At 40.4% G+C, this 21,304-nt stretch carries 13 protein-coding genes; 3 read left to right on the top strand and 10 right to left on the bottom strand.

Annotated elements, in window-relative coordinates; translation table 11 throughout:
- Positions 1 to 153: 153 nt before the first annotated feature.
- Complete coding sequence (guaA, locus tag ACFSTH_RS09525; RefSeq protein ID WP_377770511.1) at positions 154 to 1,692, bottom strand: glutamine-hydrolyzing GMP synthase; 1,539 nt, start codon at positions 1,690 to 1,692, stop codon at positions 154 to 156.
- 221 nt (positions 1,693 to 1,913) lie between these two features.
- Between guaA and ACFSTH_RS09530 the strand changes: the two genes are divergently transcribed.
- Entirely contained in the window at positions 1,914 to 2,579 is a 666-nt protein-coding gene (locus ACFSTH_RS09530; RefSeq protein ID WP_377770509.1) for an SGNH/GDSL hydrolase family protein, read from the top strand.
- Positions 2,580 to 2,610: 31 nt separating this feature from the next.
- Here ACFSTH_RS09530 and ACFSTH_RS09535 read toward each other — a convergent pair whose 3' ends face one another.
- The 4 genes from ACFSTH_RS09535 to bcp form a co-directional block, all read right to left on the bottom strand.
- Positions 2,611 to 5,154 (bottom strand): transglutaminase domain-containing protein, encoded by a 2,544-nt coding sequence (locus ACFSTH_RS09535; RefSeq protein ID WP_377770507.1) that lies wholly within the window; start codon positions 5,152 to 5,154, stop codon positions 2,611 to 2,613.
- 21 nt (positions 5,155 to 5,175) lie between these two features.
- Entirely contained in the window at positions 5,176 to 6,585 is a 1,410-nt protein-coding gene (locus ACFSTH_RS09540; protein ID WP_377770505.1) for a DUF58 domain-containing protein, read from the bottom strand.
- Positions 6,582 to 7,598: an AAA family ATPase gene (locus tag ACFSTH_RS09545; RefSeq protein WP_377770503.1), complete on the bottom strand. Its 1,017-nt coding sequence runs from the start codon at positions 7,596 to 7,598 to the stop codon at positions 6,582 to 6,584. Before ACFSTH_RS09545 ends, ACFSTH_RS09540 begins: the two co-directional genes overlap by 4 nt.
- A 239-nt stretch (positions 7,599 to 7,837) precedes the next feature.
- Positions 7,838 to 8,314, bottom strand: a complete 477-nt coding sequence (bcp, locus tag ACFSTH_RS09550) for a thioredoxin-dependent thiol peroxidase (RefSeq protein WP_377770501.1) — start codon at positions 8,312 to 8,314, stop codon at positions 7,838 to 7,840.
- Between the two features lie 240 nt (positions 8,315 to 8,554).
- Here bcp and ACFSTH_RS09555 point away from each other — a divergent pair, with 240 nt between their 5' ends.
- Both ACFSTH_RS09555 and ACFSTH_RS09560 read left to right on the top strand, forming a co-directional pair.
- Positions 8,555 to 9,637, top strand: a complete 1,083-nt coding sequence (locus tag ACFSTH_RS09555) for an LCP family protein (protein WP_377770499.1) — start codon at positions 8,555 to 8,557, stop codon at positions 9,635 to 9,637.
- Between the two features lie 24 nt (positions 9,638 to 9,661).
- Positions 9,662 to 10,978, top strand: a complete 1,317-nt coding sequence (locus ACFSTH_RS09560) for a glutamate-1-semialdehyde 2,1-aminomutase (protein ID WP_377770497.1) — start codon at positions 9,662 to 9,664, stop codon at positions 10,976 to 10,978.
- A 118-nt stretch (positions 10,979 to 11,096) separates the two neighbouring features.
- On the opposite strand, the gene rbsK is transcribed toward ACFSTH_RS09560, so the two are convergent.
- From rbsK to ACFSTH_RS09585, 5 genes are all read right to left on the bottom strand, one after another.
- On the bottom strand, positions 11,097 to 12,026 hold the full coding sequence (gene rbsK, locus ACFSTH_RS09565) for a ribokinase (RefSeq protein WP_377770495.1): 930 nt from the start codon (positions 12,024 to 12,026) through the stop codon (positions 11,097 to 11,099).
- 40 nt (positions 12,027 to 12,066) lie between these two features.
- Positions 12,067 to 13,218 (bottom strand): ROK family transcriptional regulator, encoded by a 1,152-nt coding sequence (locus ACFSTH_RS09570; RefSeq protein ID WP_377770493.1) that lies wholly within the window; start codon positions 13,216 to 13,218, stop codon positions 12,067 to 12,069.
- A 166-nt stretch (positions 13,219 to 13,384) separates the two neighbouring features.
- Positions 13,385 to 14,164 (bottom strand): glucosamine-6-phosphate deaminase, encoded by a 780-nt coding sequence (locus tag ACFSTH_RS09575; protein ID WP_377770491.1) that lies wholly within the window; start codon positions 14,162 to 14,164, stop codon positions 13,385 to 13,387.
- 317 nt (positions 14,165 to 14,481) lie between these two features.
- Entirely contained in the window at positions 14,482 to 19,755 is a 5,274-nt protein-coding gene (locus ACFSTH_RS09580; RefSeq protein ID WP_377770489.1) for an S-layer homology domain-containing protein, read from the bottom strand.
- Positions 19,756 to 20,564: 809 nt separating this feature from the next.
- On the bottom strand, positions 20,565 to 21,299 hold the full coding sequence (locus tag ACFSTH_RS09585) for an inositol monophosphatase family protein (RefSeq protein ID WP_377770487.1): 735 nt from the start codon (positions 21,297 to 21,299) through the stop codon (positions 20,565 to 20,567).
- Positions 21,300 to 21,304: the final 5 nt, after the last annotated feature.

Genomic DNA, 21,304 nt, shown 5'->3' on the forward strand with positions numbered 1-21,304 from the left:
TTCACCTAACGAATACCGAAGAGCTGCGTAACGAAAAGAACCTCAGCTCTGTTAAAACGAGCCGAGGTATCTAACCTAACTATTTTTGTTTTTTACACTGTCCACTTGACAGGGAGCACTTCATAAAACAAGGACTTAGGGTGTTTTTGTTTACTACTCCCACTCAATCGTTGCCGGTGGCTTCGATGTAATATCATAAATAACACGGTTCACGTTGTCCACTTCATTAACGATACGTACAGAGATTTTCTCCAATACGTCCCATGGGATACGTGCCCAATCGGCAGTCATGCCGTCGATGGATGTAACGGCACGGATACCTACGGTGTAGGAATACGTCCGAGTATCGCCCATGACGCCAACAGATTTCATGTTAGGTAATGCCGTGAAGTACTGCCATATTTCACGATCAAGACCGGCTTTTGCAATTTCATCACGCAAGATCGCATCGGATTCACGAACGATAAGTAGCTTGTCCTCTGTTACTTCGCCTAGTACGCGAATTGCAAGTCCTGGACCTGGGAATGGTTGACGCCATACGATTTCTCGTGGCAAACCACATTCTTCCCCTACTCTACGTACTTCATCTTTAAACAATGCTTTAAGTGGCTCGACTAGTTCAAAATTAATATCGTCTGGCAAACCACCGACGTTATGGTGCGATTTGATCGTTTGTGATGTAGCTGTTCCACTTTCCACGATGTCCGTATACAATGTACCTTGTGCCAAATATTGATAATCATCTAATTTGCTTGATTCTTCATCAAACACATAGATAAATTCATTTCCGATAATTTTACGTTTTTGCTCTGGATCGTCCACGCCAGCTAGTTTACCCAAGAAACGCTCTCTAGCATCTATTTTAATGACTTGCATATCGAATTTACCGACAAATGTTTCCATAACACTTTCTGCTTCACCTTTGCGAAGTAATCCGTGATCGATAAACATACAAGTAAGTTGTTCGCCAATTGCTTGGTGTAACAGGATAGCTACAACAGAGGAATCTACCCCGCCAGACAGTGCGCACAATACTTTTTTGTCTCCAACTTGTTGACGGATATCGGCAATTGCATCTTCAATAAAAGATTCTGTCGTCCATGATCCACTAGTTTGACATACTTCATATAAGAAATTACGTAAAATTTCATTTCCATGTACTGTATGCTGCACTTCTGGATGGAACTGTACAGCATAAATGTGACGCTCCACGTTACTCATTGCCGCAATTGGTGCATGCGATGTACTAGCATCAACGTTAAAACCAGCAGGCGCTTCGCTAACCAGATCACTATGACTCATCCAAACTGTTTGCTCTACTTCCAACCCTTTTGCCAATTTATCTGCTGCCGTAAAGGTTACTTGAGCTTTGCCATATTCACGTTTCCCTGCTTGCTCTACTTTACCACCGAGCTGTAAAGCAATCATTTGCATACCATAGCAAATACCTAGAATTGGAATATTAAGATCATATATAGCTGGATCTACTAATGGAGAATTAGCTTCATATGCACTATTAGGTCCACCAGAAAAAATAATTCCTTTAGGTTGCAATTCACGAATCCGCTCCACCGTTGTTGTGTGTGGCAAAAGTTCACTATATACTCCTAAATCACGAATACGACGTGCAATCAATTGATTGTACTGTCCGCCAAAATCTAATACGACGATCATTTCAGTTTGCTTTATCATTACCGAGCCTCCCACGATTAATGTAGTAATTATATAAAACGCCGTTCCATACCGTCAAGGTCAACAGTAAAAATGACACCTTTTCATCGTTCATTTCACATTTTTGCAATTGTAACATCGTTATTATTATGCTTAACTTAGGATGAGTGCACTTCATTAGTTAATATGTTCCATATTTCCGTTTTACATCATAATGAAAAACAGAGAGGGGATTTATTCACATGCTGTTAAGTAAAGGTCAACGATTACTTTTTATTGGTGATTCCATTACAGATTGCGGACGAGCAAGACCGATGGCTGAAGGAAATGATGCACTACTGGGCACAGGATATGTTTCATTGATTCAAGCGTTTCTGCGCAGTACTTATCCAGAGCTAGAGATTCATACTATAAATCAAGGCATCGGTGGTAATACTGTTCGTGATTTAAAAAACCGCTGGCAAGAAGATGTTATCGCTCATCGACCCGATTGGTTAGCAATCAGTATCGGTATAAATGATGTATGGCGTCAATTCGACTCACCAACGATGCCAGAAAAGCACGTATACGAAGAGGAATATGAGCAAACGTTACGACAGCTTATTGTTGACACAAAATCGAAAGTACAAGGGACCATTGTGCTATCTCCTTTTTACTTAGAAGTGAATAAGGAAGATCCGATGCGTGCCAAAATGGATACATATTCCGCTATAGCTCACCGAGTTGCCACTGAACAAAAAGTTCTATTCGTCGATGTACAAGCTGCTTTCGACCAAGTTTTGCAACATCTCTATTCTACTATACTTGCAGCTGATCGTGTTCATCCACATACTACAGGACACATAATTATTGCACGCGCATTTTTGCAAGCAATTGGATATGATTGGAATAAAGGAATAAGCCTATAAACTTGGTAAACGCTATTATCACGAGTAATCGCTACATTCGTTGATGCAGCGATTGCTCATGACTTATTTTGATGCCGGATTGATTGCGCAACAGATGTTGAATGAAAATATGTAACTCTCGCGGTTCAGGAGCCGACTGCCATCGCTTACCCTTTTCAATAGGAGCAAACTTCACTTCATCGTACCACAACATCAGCTGCTGCATTATTTGTTGTTGTTGCATGTCAAGCAATGGGGACAGCATCGTTCGCTTCTGCTGCCATGTTACTACCTCTTCTGCTCGTATCCTTCTACTTTCTTTTATGACATAGGTGTGATCGACTTGCTGCCACATATATTGTATCACTTTCATATAATGACGTTCTATTGTACGATTCAAGTTTGTCAGTTTCTGTTCTATCTTTGCTCGTTTCACCTGGGAATTGTTATTCTGAGAGTCTAACTTATGCCAGCGAGTCTGCCAAAAATTATATTGCTTGTAGCTGCGTGCGTATAACAATAACGCTAACGATACTGTCCATTTCGTTTTTATTTTCCGCCACACAGCTATTCCGACAAACAAAGTAACTAACACGATCATAACAATCAGTGTCATCCATAGCACTTTGTCATGGTTTGACTCTGAAGAAATCGCTGGATCAACTACTGTACTCGCAGCCATAGCTTCAGCTAACGCTAGCTCTTCTCCAGCTCCAAGTAAGGCTCCGTTATAACCAGGTGTAGGTTCAAAAGGCAGCCAGCCGACATTATCAAAATATACTTCTACCCATGCATGTGCATTAGCGTTATTCACTTCATACACCGCTTGTTCCGATAGTGAAGTTAACGTACCGGGAGTAAATCCCTTTACCCAACGAGCAGGAATATCGAGAGTCCGTAACATGACTACCATCGCACTTGAAAAATGCACACAATATCCACTTTGTTGTTCAAACAAAAAATGATCCACAAAATCAACTTCCGCTGGTGGCACTTCCGTTTCATCCCGTGTATAAGTATATTGCTGTTGTAAATAATGCTCAATCGCTTTTACTTGCTTATAACGTTCTTGTTCGCCTTCCTTGTCTACGTTACTTACGATATCAGCTGCAAGAGCTTGTACTCGCTGAGGAATATCTTTAGGCAACTGCACATAAGACGCTATATCAATCACTGGTTCGTTATTATGATGGATTTGCTGCTGCAACGCTGATAAAGGCGTTAGGTAGCTACGCGTTGTATATTGCTGTACTGGCGCATTTCTACTCGCCATATACATGGCACCACTTGTAGCATTAACGTAATAATTAGCACTTGCTAATGTAGTGTCATCTGTGCCAACATTGACTAATTGCGCTTGTTCACTAGCCGAAAACAAAGGCAGCCCTACTTGTGGTTGTACAAAAGTAATCGTCTGCTCGACCCATTGTCCAGTCATTCCATCTGCTTGTTCTGTATGCTCTCTCTGTTCTCCCAGCCCAAACGCTCCAATTTGCACAGCATCACGCTGCAACTCTTCTGGTGAAAACTGCCATCCGCGCCCATCATAGTAACTTTTCGTTTCCCCTCGCCAATACGTTTCTATAGCAGACTGCCCATAAAATAACGTTCGATTATCGTTTTGAAAGGGAGCGCCTAGTTCATTGTCATGAAAACTATAGCCGGAAACTACTTTAGTTGCTTGATTGTTCCCTGCCAAATTCACGGCTGCACTAGCCGGAATAGCTAATGGTTCCGATGGACGAAAACTTTTATCTATCAAAGAAAGCAGTTGTTCGTTCCAATTTTCCACAAACTGTGGTTGTTCCATCTGTTTATCCTGTTGCATCGTAATAAAAAGTGGTAATCCACCAATTACTACGATTATACTAACCACTTGTAGCCACCACTTGCTTCCTTTGGACATTAATACGGTATGCCGTTTTTGCATTGGAGCAGATCGATATGCTGGTGGTTGCGTAGATAGCGGTGCGTGAGCTGCTGAGAGTACGGATATGTTTTCCACATCTAACAGTCGTTGTATTCGTAAAATTGTCGTCATCGCTACTAATAACAATCCGATCACTATCGTTAACCACATGTAATAAAAGACAGATGTCCCAAACCACAATTGAATGACTAACAAATAGAAGCATGTCACCGCAAACAGCGAGTAGCTCCATTGTCTCCACCATATAAACTGCTGCAAAGCTGGTAATAGCATCGTCACACCGATCAATAGTAACAGTGTTTGCAATTCTGAGGAGATAACTAATAAATCTCCAGTAAAAATAGCGAAAATATCTCGTCCCCATGTTTCTACTAATACGTAGATCCAACTCCAAAGCGTTGCTTGATCGTTTTTGAAAAGAAGGGCTAAACAAATTCCAATGAGACTACTATAGACGATAGCTGCTACCATCAGCGGCATGCGCCATAAACTGAGCAACATTACGAGGAGAGGGTAAATAATAACGACTATTATAGTCTCCATCGATTGCCAGTGAGATGCTGTTAACCATGGTAGAGGCCATTGCAAGTACAAACCGTACATAAGCAAGCTAACGCAAATACGGTAACCGATATGATCGTTATTTGCGATCCACTGTTGATTCACTATTTTTTCCCCCTCTCCAAACTAATTCGAAACAAACAGCCATGAAACATCCATATTGCCACATACATCTTGCAACTTCGTCCAATGGTTCTCTACCGCATCTGTCCATTCATCCGATAACATCACGACATGAAGATGTAATTGAATATCGTCTACAGCTAATTGATCAGCAACTATTTTCCAGCGCGCTGTTACTGTTATTTCACTCGTGTATACATGTACGATTTGTACCAATTGATCAAAGTCATGATGTATCCACAAGGAATCATACAGTTTCAACCAACTAGTAGCACTTACTTGCTGACGCTCCAACTTCACTTTCGCCAACTGCTGCTGAATGTATGATGGTTCGTCTGAGCTGTCCAGTTCACCGAATATCTCGTTCGATGGAGATACCATCCATTGTCTTTCTGGCAAAATAACAATCGCTGTCTCTGCTTGCTGTACACTACTTCGAATATGTTGCAGCAACCACGCCATCTTTTGGTTCAGCAAACGGTCTGCGATAAGCAGCGCCTTATCCGACGCATGTTCCTTTTGCCTTTCATCATACAAATCCAGTATGTAACAGCGCTGCGTCTGTTCTAATTGCTCAGATTGCTTCGTATATAACCCTTGCCCTCTAGCGAGCATATGCATATTAATCGAAAATAAACGATCACCAGCGGTATAGGCTCGATACTCCGTTCCCCCACCACTTGACCTAGATGAAGTACTTTGCATGCTTTGCTGTCCTTGTAACGGTACTTTTTGTCGAGTTACTTGCAATGCTCGCTGCCAGCTCACAATCGATAATTGTTCTGACCATTCTGTCAGTGGGGCTGGCATAACGAGGAAGGTAGCGGCTGGATGCAATTGTCGTTTCCATACCGTTAATCCTAACCAATCACCAACATAAACAGTCAGCGGAGCAAACCTGTACTCTCCTCGGCTAAGCGCTGGCCAGTGCTGCGTTAGCTTCCATTGTTTTTCCATCTTTAACGGTAAAAACAACGTCTGCAAATGCTCTCTAAGCATAGGAGAGGTTGCACTTTCATTCGTTAATTTCTCTTCGATCATTAACCATAATCCACCTTGTTTGAACCGCTGTTTCATCGAAATAGTTGCTATACAAATTGCGGAAGAGGCAGTAGCATGATGATCATGTTGCTGCATCCCGTTTAATCCATGATCTGTATAGGTTATTTCAATTTCCCTTGTCGCCCGCAGCTGCATAGCAGCAATTGCTGGAAACAGGCCACTTACAACAACGAGAACGCTACAGGTAACAAATAATAACCAGGCTAACGCTAATTGTTGCTGCTTCACAATAACGTATAAACTTACACTCCAGATAACTATAATACCGCTCCATATTAGGTAGCGTGATCGTAATGGGCGCTTAGATGGGCGCATCTTATGAATGGGTAACCTTCGCTTTGTACGGCTCATCGCGCATTACCTTTTGGCCAATATACAGAAGCAAATTGCTCTTGTAGCAACTGTTTAATATAAGCGATTTTATCTGGTGCTGTAGAAGCTGCTGTCACACTAGCGTTTGATCTAGAAACACCGCTATGCATTTGTAAACGATGAGGCAACACATACGTTGCCGTCTCTACAATATCCTCTGGAATGACGTAAGCTCGTCCAGCAACGTAAGCATTCGCTTGCGCTACCTTCAACCAATCTCTAGAACCACGTGGACTAACGCCAAGTATCGTATCTTTATGATGACGGGTCTGGTGAACGACTTTCACCATTCGTTGGAGCAAACTATGCTCGACATATATTTGACTTACCGCTTGCTGCATGGCGGACCATGTCTCTATATTGGTAATTGACATGTTCTTACCATCGTCTTTAAAACTATACTTTTGATCGCCAGCTACTAGCTTTTGTAGCATCCGCTTTTCATCTTCCTCCGCCGGATAACCAATCGATAGCTTTGCCATAAACCGATCGAGCTGCGCTTCTGGCAAACGATTCGTCCCTTCCATATGAAGGGGATTTTGGGTAGCAATTAGCATAAATGGTTGGGGCAAGGCATACGTCCGCCCATCTACTGTTACTGTCCTTTCCTCCATTGCCTCTAACAAAGCAGATTGCGTTCTACTCATCGCTCGATTAATTTCATCCGCTAAGACGATATTCGCCATAATCGGTCCAGGGCGGAATCCTAGAGCATATCCTTCACCTGTTAGCGTTAATCCACCAGTAACATCCGTTGGCATCGTATCATTCGTAAACTGAATGCGTTTGAACTGTCCGCCAATTGCTTCAGCAAATGTATGGACGAGCATCGTTTTTCCTACACCGGGAATGTCTTCTAGCAGAAGATGTCCGCCAGCTAATAAAACGGTTATAAATTGATGAATCATAGCTTGTTTTCCTAGTAAATGCTCTTCTAATCTCGTAAACAACTGCTGTAATACTATTTGCTCTCCCTGCTTCGAAATACCCATCCCAAATCCCCTTCTTTCTTCCCTCATATATAAACGCACGTCCAACTACAACGAAATGGCTAGCCGAACTCTAGCACTTTTTAATAGTGTGACCATTCTTCTTCTTTTTAGTCATCCATTTGCTATATATGACCGTAAATACAAATAGAAACACAAAAAACCTAGCAATAGCCAATCGGGACTGCCCCATTTGACTTTTGCTAGGTTTTATCGCTAACACTTTGTTGATATAACATTTACTATGTAGTAACTAATGTTTTCGCTGCTTCCACTACTTCTTCCACATGACCATTCAAACGGACTTTTAGCCACTGCTGCGCCAATTTTCCTTCTGTGTCAATTAAAAAAGTAGAACGTACAAGCCCCATATACTCGCGTCCGTACAACTTTTTCAGTTGCCAAACACCATATTGTTCTGCAACCGAATGATCTTCATCTGCCAGTAGTAAAAACGGTAATTCATGCTTCTCAATAAATCGTTGATGCGAAGCAATCGGATCTGTACTTACGCCAAGCACAACGGTATTGTATGTAGCAAATTGACTGTTATAATCACGCATTTGGCATGCTTGTTTCGTACAGGTTGGTGTCATATTACGTGGATAGAAATAAAGTACAACTTGCTGTCCCACATAATCAGATAATTTTACTTGCTTTCCATTAGACGCTGTAAGTTGAAAATCCGGTGCTTTTTCACCAATCGTCAATATCGACATATCGATCAGCTCCCTTCTTTATCATTGCTTTGTTCGACATTTCCTGGGAAATAGTGCTATCTGCTGCGAAATTTGATATTCACTTGCAACAATAAGTAGTTACGACTTATAATTTTATGATACCATACATCTTCCTTGTCAGCTTATGACGATAATTGTAACAACTATAGCTGCTTGGAATATGAAAGTAAACAGTACACGTCGTTGTGCGTTTAGCTTGAAAGGAGAAACACGGAAGCAATGGATGAAAAGGATGGAACAGTCGGATCAAGAACTCGAAAAAAAACAAAGAATACCAAGCGTAAACCTATTTTAATAACCTTGGCTGTTATACTGGCTATTATAATTGGAGGAATTACTGTTTGGGCTGTTGGCATTTATAACGGTATTAATGATTTAAGTAAATCGGAATTCGAACCATTATTTCCTTCGTTAGAACCAGAAGAAGTTGTCGAAGTACCTGTCTGGGAAGGTAAAGAGCGAGTAAATATTTTGCTACTTGGTGTCGATGCACGTGATCAACAACCAGGAGAACTTGCTCGTTCAGATTCGATGCTCGTAGCGTCAATTGATCCTGTTACAAAAAAAGCACATCTATTTTCGATATTACGCGATACGTACTTGCCGATTGAAGGACATGGTAGAGGGCGGATTAATACGGCTATTACACTTGGTAGACCGGAATTAGCTATGAAAACTGCCGGGGATTTACTCGGTCTTGATATTCAATATTATGTTTATACCGATTTCGAAGGATTTAAAGCATTAATCGACACAATCGGCGGCATTTATTTTGAAGTGGAAAAAAATATGCGTTATACCGATAATGCGGATGGTAATCGCTATGATATTAATTTGGACAAAGGTTACCAACTATTAGATGGTGATAAAGCATTACAATATGTTCGCTTCCGTCATGATAAAATGAGTGATTTCACTCGTACAGAACGTCAACGTAATTTTTTGATGGCAGTAGCAAAAGAGCTAAAGTCCACTTGGAATATCGTCAAAATGAAAGAAATTTTAGATAGTATTAAACCATACGTGCATATGAACATTACGCCAGCAGATATATTAAAATTAGGACAACTAGGGCTTGATCTATCTATTGCTGGATCAGCACAAGTTCCGCCAATGCATTTGATAGCGGACGAGAAGATTAATGGTGTTGGCTCTGTTCTAGCTGTTACTAGCATTGAAAGAGTGCAACAATATGTACAGGAAATATTAGCGGCCGACGAATCTGCTCTGGAAGAAACCGACCCGAATTCGAATACAGCAACAGAGGATGCCAATTCGACAGGTACGTCACAAACTAACTAACTAAAAAGGAGATTTCCATACGCAATGAAACATAGACCAATTTCAGAGCAGTTGTACAGCGAAGCGCTTCAGCATATCGTCGGAGGTGTCAATAGTCCCTCTCGTTCTTATCGAGCAGTTGGTGGCGGAGCTCCCGTATTTATGAAACGAGCACAAGGAGCTTACTTCTGGGATGAAGATGGCCACCAGTATATTGACTATTTGGCTGCCTATGGACCGATTATTACTGGACATGCTCATCCACATATTACAGAAGCAATTATACGAGCAGCTCAAAATGGTACATTATACGGTACACCAACGGAGCTAGAAATTACACTTGCCAAAATGTTAAAAGATGCTATTCCTTCCATGGACAAAGTTCGATTTGTCAATTCTGGTACGGAAGCAGTTATGACAACGATTAGAGTAGCACGTGCTTATACGAAACGTAATAAAATTATTAAGTTTGCTGGTTGTTATCATGGTCATTCTGATCTTGTATTAGTAGCAGCAGGTTCTGGACCAGCTACACTTGGCATACCGGATAGTGCCGGTATACCTATCAGCATTGCACAAGAGGTCATTACCGTTCCTTTTAACGACCTACCTGCCCTTCAGACAGCACTGGAGCGGTATGGCGATGATATAGCTGCTGTAATGGTTGAACCCATTGTAGGCAACTTTGGCATGGTTATGCCGCATGAAGGGTATTTAGAAGGTGTCTGTAAGCTAGCCCGAGCTGTAGGAGCTCTCGTCGTCTACGATGAAGTAATTAGCGCCTTTCGTTTTCACTATGGTTCAGCTCAAACATTTAACGTCTTCCCTGACTTTCAAGCAATCGAACCTGATTTGACAGCACTAGGAAAAATCATTGGCGGTGGACTGCCGATCGGTGCATATGGGGGGCGCAAAGAAATAATGGAGCAAGTAGCTCCACTCGGACCAGCCTACCAAGCAGGTACGATGGCAGGTAATCCCGCTTCCATATCAGCAGGTATCGCTTGTCTGGAAGTATTGCAACAACCCGGCTTATATGAGCAAATGGATCGATTAACTAGCAAACTTGCCGTCGGTTTGCGTCAACTTGCGAAACAACATGACATCCCGTTAACCGTAAACCAAATTGTTGGCTCCTTATCGACTTATTTTTGCGATCATCCTGTTACTAACTATGATGAAGCACTTAGCTCAGACGGAGAACAATTTGCTCGCTTTTTCAAGCTGATGCTAGAGCAAGGTATTAATCTAGCTCCATCCAAATACGAAGCTTGGTTTATGACAATTGCTCATACCGATAATGATATTGATGCAACTTTGGAAGCAGCAGACTACGCCTTTGGCAAAATCAACAATAACTAAATAAGCTAGATGAAGAAAGGTAGCAATCATTGCAATTGCCTTTTTCCATCTAGCTTTTTTATTTCCTGCTTATACGTTCTTTAATAATCACGTTGTCATTATCTAGTGGACACTCCGTCTACTTGCGTAATGCTACACGTTGCTGTACTTCTTCCAGTGTTGGCATTCCAGCCTGTGCACCAAACTTCGTTACTGACAGTGATGCAGCTTCTACAGCAAATACTAGACAATCTTGCAATTCCCAATCGTTAGCTATCGCATAGGCAAGTGCACCGTTCAAACAATCTCCAGCCCCTGTCGTGTCCACAACTGCTACATTTTTAGGTGCATGCACCGTTACAATCTCATTATTAGCAACATAAGAAACGCCGTGCTTGCCTCTCGTTACAATTAATAGCTGTTGATCATATTTTTGTTGCCACCGTTTCATATGAAAAAACAATTCTTCCTCTGAAGTAATCGTAGACTGACAATAAAATTCAAACTCTGTTTCATTAGGAGTAAAGACATCAGCTAACGCTAACATTTCATCTGATAACGGTTTGGCTGGCGCTGGATTAACAATCGTTTTAACCTGATGCAAGCGGGCAAGCTCTAATGCTGTTTGCACCGATGATATCGGTATTTCCAATTGAACCAATAAAACATCACTCTGCTTCCAAACTGCATCCTGTGTCGTAATCCAAGTCGAAGTACAATGATCATTAGCTCCCGGCACTGCCACAATACAATTATCTTCCTTCGTATGCAGTATTGTAGCTGTACCGGTTTGTGCCTGCTTAGTTATCGCAATATAATCTGTAGTCATATGGTGATTGTTTAACTGGGTTAATATTTGCTCTCCGAATGCATCATGACCAAGCGCGCCGATCATCGACACATCCGCCCCTAGCTTTGCACAACTAATCGCTTGATTAGCACCTTTGCCACCAGGAATAATTTTCAAGCTTTCACCGGGTAACGTTTCCCCAATCTTAGGCATTCTATCTACCGTCACAACTAAATCCATATTTAAACTACCAACTACCGCTATGTTAGGTTTATTCATATGATTACTCCTATAAGTTTGTTAAATGGCATAATCGCCATCAATGTAATTCATGCGCTTGTTCATAATGATAAATAGCAAAAAGCGCTGCACCTTTTCCTAAGTTGCTCCTTGTCGTGTCGAATAAAACAGTCGCTGCTTTTCTTGTTACGGGTATGGCCTCAGCATGCATCACCGCTTGACAACTAGCCACAAAGGCAGAAGATCGATTATAAGAGCTATCTATGACAATGTAGGCGGGATTAATAAGATGAATAACCGACACCAACGCTTTGCCAACGTTAGTGCCCGCTTGACTCATCACTTGTTGCACACGTTCATTTTCTAATTGTTCTTGAGCAAATATTATCATTTCACTCTGTTCTATTACTGACTCATTAATAGCTAGCAATTGTTGTTTGATCGCCTGATGTTTTACTAACATTTCCAAACAGCCAATTTGTCCACAGCTACATTTTTCTTTCGTCGGATCAATAGCTAGATGACCAATTTCACCTGCGGTAAAGCTAGCCCCTTGAATTAGCTGCCCTTTAAATGTGAACGCCCCTCCTACCCCATGTCCAATTCGAATATAAAAAGCTGCTTCACTTTCCATAAACAATTGGCGATCCATGGCATCAAGTGCACCCATGTTAACACTGTTTTGTAAGTGAATTGGGATTGCAAAGCGCGCTAGTTTTTGAAAGGAAACGGTTGACCATTGCATCGAAATAGACGTAACAACTTGCAAGTTTTGGGCATCAACAATACCGGGAATAGCAATCCCAATTCCGATCAAACGATGATGTTTTTCTATTAATTGCGCAACGATTCGATCAACTTGATCTACGATTTGTTCGGCTTGATTACCTACCGTATCTACTCGCTGGGCCTCTAGTACATCACCATAATAATTAATGATTTGATACTGTATTTCAAAAGGAGTCACGTTAATACCGATTGCTCGGTAACCATCAGGATGCAGTGCTATCCGTATGCGCGGACGTCCTTTTTGCTGTTCTTCTTCGCCACCACGTTCTACGACAATACCATCTTTAATCAATTCTTCTACAATGAGCGATATCGTATTTTTACTAACATTCATCAACTTCACTAATTCTTGCCTACTCGTTTCACGTAATCTACGAATATGAGATATTAACGTACGTTTATTCCGTTCTCGCAGTATGGATGTCCCTTTCACTATTTCCATCAGTAGCTCCCTATCTCCCTTACTTCATCTTCCTTCAGTATACTACGATTTTATTATAATTTCTTTTAATGTACCAATCTAATATAGCACTTGCATGCATAAGCCGCCCGCCCAAAAGAACACCTCCTGAGCTGCTAAGTTTGCATGCCCAGTAAATTCGAACCCATTATTCCCCTGCTTCGAATATACGATTCGCCTCGACAAAAGCAGCTTTATCCACAAACAAATAAGCTTGTTCATGACGACGCATAACAGTCGCTGGGCACGCTACTGTAATCGGATCAAACAACGTATGACGAACAGCCATCGCTTTTGTCGGTCCGGGTACTGAACAGACCATCCGTTTGGCACGCATTAATGCCGGAATCGTCAAACTTAGAGCGTGAGTAGGCACTTCATCCAGCGTAGCAAAGCATCCATCATTAACTTGTTGCTGTCTACTGAACGGGTCTAATGCTACTTTTTTTATAAGATGTGGGTCATCAAAATCAGCAACGGGCGGATCATTAAACGCAATATGACCATTTTCACCTATACCGAGACATACGAGATCGATTGGCTTTTCGCCGAGCAACTTCGTGTAGTTTTCGATCATCGTCTCTGGATCAACCGTTCCATCTATAAAGTGAAATTGTTTCAATTGTACTTTCTGCAACAAATGCTTTTGCAAATAAATGTTGAACCATTGATCCGAATTAAGCGATAATCCGATATATTCATCCATATGAAAACCGACAACTCGCGACCAATCGATTCCTTCTTCCATTGTCAAATAATGCAGCGTTTCATTTTGTGATGGTGCACAAGCAAAAATAACTCTCGCTTCCTCCTGTTTAGCTAACACTGCTTTCAATTGCTGCGCTGCTATTAATGCTGCCTGCTTCCCCATTTCATCTCTAGTTTCATATACGTGACATTTCAGCCGATCCCGCACTACTTGTTTCATGTTCTATTCTCCTCTAATAATTGTTATAGTTTCTATACGACCATAGACCAATTACAAACATGATGACAAAAAACAAAATTACAGATGACCGATCTAAAGGTGCCATATACACACGTCTCTTCTTAATTAGTCATAATCTATGACCAATATGAACTTAGCACACTGGGTTAGTTATGTAAAGGCTTTCAAATAAGTATATTAACTACTGAAAAATTCAGCTAGTAGCGGTACTTTCTATGCCCAAATAGAAATAGGAGGCTGATTTAGTCTTGCTCAGCCTCCTACCATTCCATTATGAAATTATTCCTTTTTTTCTACTACTTCCCTAACAATTGTAACACTCTGTCTAACATTACAACTGCTTGAGCTCTTGTAGCTATTTCTGCTGGAGCAAATTTACCATTTGGATAACCAGTAATGATTTCCAAGTTACTTGCTTTCGTCACAGCGTCTACAGCCCATGCTGAAATAGTTTCCTTATCAACAAAAGTTACATCTTTCTTTTCACCATCTGTTAATTCAAAAGCACGCATAAGCATAACTGCCATTTGCTCTCTTGTCATTTGATCATTCGGTTTGAAACTGTTATTTGGATAACCTGTCACTATACCTAATGATGTGGCTTGAGCTATTGCATTTTCTGCATAATGACCTGCTAGATCTTTGTACGTATGTGATATTTTTTCTGTCAAATCTGGAGCAACTAATCTTACTAGCAATGCAGTAAACTCTGCACGAGTAATGGCACGTTCAGGCTTAAACGTCTGATCAGGATATCCCGTAACTGCGCCTAATTCTACTAAACGAGCAATCGATGCTTCTGCCCAGTGCTGAGTAGTATCTGTAAAGTTTGCCTTTGGTTCTGGTTTCGTGCTACCTTCCTCACCATCTGTCCCGCCATTACCATCAGGTTTTTCTTCTGGTACAAACGGTGGATACACAGCGCCACCACCAGGTGTAACCTCATCATCTTTCTTCCACTGCGCAAATAACGTCAGCGTACTATTTACTTTATTTACAGCAAAATCCCACTTATCTCCTCCTGTAGCTGCTGTATACCAACCTAGGAATGTGTGACCTGCTTTCTCTGGTTTTGCTGGCGCTGCAATAGTGGAACCTTTTTTTACATCTTTGATTGGTGCTACATCACTTCCACCATTACTATCAAAAGTAACTGTAAATATATCTTTTTCTACATCTGTTATACCAAATTCTTTTTTCAAATTCCAATTTTGTTTCCATTCCATGGCGATTTCTTTGTTGGCACTATCTAGATGCAATGGGAACCAAATATAACGTGAATCTGTCAATTTATCTGGATTCCAACGATCAGCCATAAAAATAAATTTATTAGGAATGATCTTCCCGGCATTATCTCTTACCGGTAACACAAATGTACTTTGACTATCGTGAGTTGTTCCTTTCTTATCATCTTTGAATGGGTTACCCTTTAACTCCCATGGACCAAATATATTTGGTGCAATATGATACTCTGCTGGATTAGGATTCCAACCTGTTAATCCTGACGTAATCGAATAATAAGTGCCGTCTTGCTTAAACATAGTTGGAGCTTCACGCCAAGCTGTATGCGCTTTTACCCAGTGCGTACCTTGAATGGATTTTTTATTCTCATCAGTAGCTGGTTTCGTATACGTCTTATCTAATTTCATAATAATGGTAGTAGCATTACCTTCGGAAGAATAAATCAAATATGCAGTCTTGTCTGTATCAACATATACTGTCATATCTCGCAGCATTCCATCATTCCGTGTTTCCCAATCATCATTAGGTAGACGTTTAATATCTAATACTTCAAAAGGGCCTGTAGGCGAGTCACTAATAGCTACTCCTCCTGCTGCTGTCCAATATTCACCAGCAATTGGACCGTCATGATGCCACCACATAATATATTTTCCGGTGTCTTCATTGTAAACTACTTTCGGTCGCTCCACTACTTTATCCCAATTGAACAAACGATAAAGGTTTTGCTTCTCCTCTAATGAATGATTTTTATACAATTCATTCAATGCTTTAATTCTATCTTTTGTATTATGCTTCTTTAATGTTTCTACAGGAGAACGCATATTGCCCGTCAAGTTTTCGAAATATGCTTCTGAATTATTAGGACGCTCACGTTCCCAATTATCTACATATTTTTTCTTTTCTTTCTGTCGTTCCGCATTAAACGGTACACCGGATGTTTTGTATAACTCATCATCTTCATGAATATACATAGGGATATCCGCTTCGTTTACTTTCTCACCATCATAACTCTCATCACCTAAGTTTGGGTTATTAAAGACTGGCAGAACAATACCTTCATTCTCCCAATTGTATAAGTCTGTAGACGAGTAAGCGTGAACTCCCGTCATTGGTACGTACCCAGCACCTAGATTAGATTCTGTTTTATCTTCCCCATACCAATAGTAACGTTTTTTATTCTCATCATAAATAATATTAGCACCGTGCGCTTGGATTGGTTCACCTTCTGTGTCATACCAAGTCTCGCCATTTTTAAATTCAGTTACATTGTATTTCTTTTCTTTATACTTTTCATACAATGATTCTAACTTATAGCCATAATGCTCAATAGCCTCTTTCGTTAACAATGATCTGTCGTTTTCTAGTTTAGCTTCATCAACATACTCATTAATTTTATGTTGTACATAAGCAGTTCTCTCATTATAAATCTTATCTAAATTTTCGATCGCTTGATCAACACGTGCTGTATTAAACTCATTCTCTGTACTCTTACTTACAGCAAGTTCACCTATCGATAACGTTGATCCGTCACCACCTGTTTTTAACACTTGAATAGCTACATATCTAGCTTTTTTTGGCGCAAATGTAATCGTTTGAGTAGATCCTTTGGTTACATCCATGCCCCCAAATCCGGCTATTTTAAAATGCTCAGCAAGTTGCTCTGAAGAACCATTCCACTCAATGGAGTTTAAGTCTTGATCACTAGTGAAAATTCTGTATTGTTTCATACGACCATTTTCCACTTCATGAGCTTCACCATTAAGGCGCGGTGAATACATAATTTGTCCCACATCTTCGTATGCTTTACCTAGATCTAGAACAATATAGTCTCCTGCTTCAAAGCTTTTATCTGACGATTCCCAATTACTTTCGTACATTGTCCATACGTTACCATCGACCATATGTTCAATTGGTGTGGAGTAATGCGCCTGCGGTGCATAGGCAATTTCCACTTTTATTTCATTAACTTTACTTAATACTAGTCGTATATCTGCTACCATTTGATCAATTGCTTCTTGTGTTGCAGTCGAAGATTGTCGTAACGCTTCTGCTATTGAAACAACTTCTCTCAAATTAGCATAATCTGTTTCACTCTCTGCTTGCTCTATTATCTTATTAGCTTCTTCTATAGCAGCTTGCAATTCACTTGTATTCACTACAAATGATGGGCTTCTATACACATTTATTTCGGCAGCGGAAGCATAGCTACCATCCTGCGAACCAGTGATTACCAATTTTAATTTAGTTGCATTTACAGCATTAAAAGTGACTATCTTTACATCTTTATTAGCTGCCCATTCTCCTTTTGCAACAAGTTTGTACTCGCCTGTGTCATCTGCCACATGAACTTCATAAGCAGTTGCTACACCATTGGATGAATTATCTTGTCTAGGTACATACTCTAGCTTATAGATACCGTCACGGTTCCAGTCGAAATCAAACTCCATCGTTGCAGGTAAGCTATCTTTTCCCCATGCAGTATGCCAGATGGAACTCGTCTTACCATCAATAGCATTCGCTGCTCCTTCATTGCTACCAGCAATTTCTTCACTACTTGCCAACACATTCATCGTAGATTGAGGTATTTTACCAGCCTTTAGCTCAAAAAATGCCTTCGAAACATTTTCTAACGTAGCGTATTGCTGTACTTCATCATTTGATTCTAATGCAGCAGTAATTTGTGCTGTAAAAAATGCAACATCTTCCCTTCCAGCACCTTCATAACCGGCTAGATCTGCTTGTAAAGCTTCTAACATTCCAGCACTAGTAGAAGTCTCACCCTCTTTGTATGCAGCACCTTCGATAACAAATGTCGTAATCGATTTACCTTCTACTTCTGCAAACAGTTGATTACCAATAACTGCTGTTTGTCCTTCTGCTAAGTTTTTATCCTCTGATGTTACGTAAGTTTTAACTGCTTTTCCTGGAGTAGCGAATTCAGACAGATCAAACGTCACTTGTGTTGCTTCGTCATCTGGATTTCTATAGACAATGACTGTTTCATTATCTTTCTCATTGTACGCAGTTAAAGTATATTGCTCATCCCAATCGTTATTTTGAAAAAACTTTGATCCTTGCGGAATGAATTTACTGAACTGCCCCATAGCGTAGTATTTTTTCGTATACCACCATTCTTCTGTATCAAAGTCGGCATGAATTAAGCCCCAGTTCATATTTTCTTTATCTTCACGCATGTTATGTTCTTCTTCCACTGCTTGCCACAACACCCAAGCTTCTGGCTCAAACCATCTGACGTCCGTCATAATTTGCCAAGCAAGGGAAAGACCTGGTTCCATATCTTCGTGATTATGCGGAACACCACCTGGTCCCAAATCTACTTCCGACATCCATAGTTTTTTATTTTCTCGTTTAGCTAGATCTCTTACTTCTTGTCGTTTACTTCCACCATAAGCATGAACATTAAACTGAGAGACGATATCTTTTGTATCTTGCCCATACTCCGCCCAATTCGTTAAAAATGTATCAATAATGGATTCATCCATGGCAGCTATCTTCACTTCGTCTTCGTCGGCTACTCCCTCGCCTGCTAATCCTTTAGCTACTAAAGCTTGATAAGCCTCATAGATAACCCAAGATTGTTGCCAAGGATCCCAGTGAGAACCTTCTTGTCTATTGTTAGCTGACCAATAGTCAGTATTTGGCTCGTTTACTACAGACAATGTATCGAATGTAATGCCATGCTCTTCTTTGTAGTGCTCTACTACGGTAGCTAAATATTCAGCAAAATCTGGGTAATGCTTCGGATCTAAATTACTTGTTCCTCCATCCCAATGACCTGCTGTACATCCACTAATTGTCATAAAGTACGGGGGAGAGTTAGAGAACGCTTCTGTTATAAAAGTCTCATCTCTCTGCTCCCAACGCTTTTTTGCCTCTTGCAGCCACCAACGCTGATTAGCATCTGCAGTAAAATCGAATGCTATTTTTCCGTCTTCACCAAAACCAGTGGCAAAACCCGGTACATCGCCACCTTTACGCATATGGGTATGTGTAGGATCATCCCCACCACCGATATTATAACGAGCGATATTATAGTTTAGTCCTTCTTCACTATATAAAGCATCTACTAGTTTATCTCTTTGTTCTGTTTTCCAACCACCTGTCGCATGACCAAACCAGACTAATGCTGTTCCCCAACCATCCCATGTTCTGTCCATAGTGCTCGGTTCCAGCTTTACCGTTTTCGTTTTCGTATAAGCAGCTACTTCGCTATTCGGCAGTCCGACAAACATAGATGTAATTAACGATAACATGATCGTAAATAGCATTGCCTTTTTAACTATGGGTTTTTTTGTAAGCGAATTCATTTTTTGAATAAACCTCCATACCGTTTCAATTGTAGTTTTAACTTTGATGCACATTTTCCTTCATTAAAACGTAGTAGACTATCCATCCCTCCCTCAATCATAATAAAGGTCTCTATTCAGCAACTTCCCTCCTATAAAATAGACATACCCAAATTTAGGTATATCATCTAATAATTCAACAAAATCCGACAAATTACTTAGTAACGCTTCCATATTAACACTGTTCATTTCAATTTTTTATTAATATCTTTATATCTTTTGGTAAATTTATCACATGATAGCATCAACTTTAAAATAAAGTTTAATATATTAGTAATTTTTTTTGAATTTAGTATTTTTAAAAGAAGTAAAGTTGGATGACTTTTATCGCATGAGGTCTTAAAATCTACTGTAAAAATTGTAATAGGGGACTATAATAAGAGTTTATACGAAAAAACATACAAACATTTAAATAAGTACTGGAGTAGAACAAGTTTATACGAAATATCATATAAAGAGACCCCGCTACTAGGTTGATTGTCCGGCGTTTATACGAAAAAACAAACAAACAACCACAATTTCGTTGATCGGAATACCACTTTGTAAGAAAAAACGTACAAGTTTACCACTCCACTAATTGCACTTGAACATGACATTAGTTACGACATGAAATAACCATTAATAATATAGTGCGCAGGCGAAGCAAAACCCGGCATTCCTTTCCATAAGGAAGCTAGTTTGTCGTAACGAGTGGCTACGTGTGAAAGTGCTTTTACTCCACTTAATTTTATCAATTCATAGCATACAATTATTTAGTCTTCAGACATGTTCTAGTATGTTCTAGAATGAGTAATGTGTAATTTATGCTTGCGAGTTGGATCAAGCCATTGGCCATTATATAGACTATCATCTACAAAAACATGACAGCCATGTTCTAGTGCCAGCATCATTCCCGGTAGTATATCCCAAATATACGCCCCTTTCGGGTGTATAAACTGCGCAAAGCTGCCTTTAATGACATAATACAAATTATAAACAGAGCAGCCACTCATCCGATATTGCCCTGGCTCCGCTAAGAGCTGAAGTAAACGTTCGTTTACTGCTACCGAAAGTGCCGTCATGCGAGACGAAACAGCTGCTTGTTGTAGCTTATCCCCTGTCATTAACCGCTCGCCTAGTTCCGGCATATACAGACAACTCCCTACATGCTGTCCGTTCTGCCATATACTAATTGCCATGCCCCACTCTTTTAACCCCATACAAAAGTTTTCCGTACCATCAATCGGATCAAATATAACAGCAATTCCCGTCTGCTCCGTCATCGCATGAAAGGTATACGTTTCCTCGCCTACAAACACTACCTCTCCTAGCTTTTGCCGTAAAAATTGATGTACTTGCTGTTCCAGCATAACATCCGCTGCCGTTACTAAACTACCGTCATCTTTGACTGTAATTTCATTCCTTTGTTGCTCGATTGCGGGCATCAATTGATCAATTAATTGACATACATCCAACAATAATTGCCGACAAGTGTCGTAGGTTAGTACAATATTTTGATTTGCCATAACGC

Source organism: Paenibacillus yanchengensis (assembly GCF_042684845.1).
In the GTDB taxonomy this organism is placed as follows: Bacteria; Bacillota; Bacilli; order Paenibacillales; family Paenibacillaceae; genus Pristimantibacillus; species Pristimantibacillus yanchengensis.